Raw genomic sequence first — 1,365 nt, 5'->3', positions numbered from 1 at the left:
TCAGCCGGTGTTGCGGAGGCCGGCTGCGACGCCGTTGACGGTGAGCAGCAGGGCCCGCGACAGCAGCGGGTCGGGTTCGGTGCCGGCGGCGGCCGCGTCGCGCTGGCGCTTGAGGAGGGCGACCTGGAGGTAGGAGATGGGGTCGAGGTAGGCGTCGCGGATGGCGAAGGTCTGCTTGAGGACGGGCTGGGCGTCGAGCAGTTCGTTCTCGCCGGTGACGCGGAGTACCTCGCGGACGGTGAGCTCGTGTTCGGCGCGGATGGTGTCGAAGATGTGCTTGAGGTGGTCGGGGACGAGTGTGTCGACGTAGTGCTGGGCGATCCGCAGGTCGGTCTTGGCGAGGGTCATCTCGACGTTGGAGATGAAGTTGCGGAAGAAGTGCCACTGTTCGTGCATCTCGGCGAGCACGGTGTCCAGGCCGGCCTCGCGCAGGGCCTTGAGGCCTGAGCCGACGCCGAACCAGCCGGGGACGATCTGCCGGGACTGGGTCCAGCCGAACACCCAGGGGATGGCGCGCAGGCCGTCGAGCGAGACGCCCGAGCCGGGGCGGCGGGAGGGCCGCGAGCCCAGGTGCAGGTCGGCGAGCTGGTCGACCGGCGTGGAGGCGAGGAAGTACGTCGGCAGGTCGGGGTCCTCGACGAGCCTGCGGTAGGCGGCGTGGGCGGCGTCGGAGACGACGTCCATGGCGGCGTCCCAGCGGGCGAGGGCCTCGACGGACTGGCGGGGGGCGGTGTGCAGGGCGGAGGCCTGCAGGGTGGCCGCGACCGTCAGTTCGAGGTTCTCGCGGGCGAGGGACGGGATGAGGTACTTGTCGGAGATGACCTCGCCCTGTTCGGTGACCTTGATCTCGCCTTCGAGGGTGCCCCAGGGCTGGGCGAGGATCGCGTCGTGGGTGGGGCCGCCGCCGCGGCCGACGGTGCCGCCGCGGCCGTGGAAGAGGCGCAGGCGTACGCCGTAGCGGTGGGCGACGTCGCGCAGGCGGCGCTGGGCGCGGTGGATCTCCCACTGGGAGGTGGTGATGCCGCCGAACTTGGAGGAGTCGGAGTAGCCGAGCATGACCTCCTGGACGTCTCCGCGCAGCGCGACCAGGCGCCGGTAGGAGGGGTCGGAGAGCATGTCCTCCAGGATGGTGTCGGCGGCCTTGAGCTCGTCGGTGGTCTCCAGCAGGGGCACGATGCCGATCCTGGCCCAGCCCGCGTGGAGGTCGAGGAGACCGGCTTCGCGGGCGAGGACGGCGGCGGCGAAGACGTCGTCGGCGCCCTGGCACATGGAGATGATGTAGGACTCGATGACCTCGGGGCCGAAGACCTTCAGGGCGCGCTTGACGGTCTCGAAGGTGCCGAGGGTCTTGGCGCCGGCCGCGTC

Annotated in this window: 1 protein-coding gene; it reads right to left on the bottom strand. The window is 71.1% G+C overall.

What is annotated here, in order from left to right; translation table 11 throughout:
* Positions 1-1,365 (bottom strand): phosphoenolpyruvate carboxylase (locus ACFYZJ_RS39400; RefSeq protein ID WP_388577228.1); only part of this gene is annotated, 1,365 nt, incomplete at its 5' end.

This window comes from Streptomyces sp. NPDC001848 (genome assembly GCF_042891915.1).
Classification (GTDB): Bacteria; Actinomycetota; Actinomycetes; order Streptomycetales; family Streptomycetaceae; genus Streptomyces.
The sequence above is the reverse complement of the archived record's forward strand: the minus strand, read 5'-3'. Positions and strand labels throughout refer to the sequence as shown.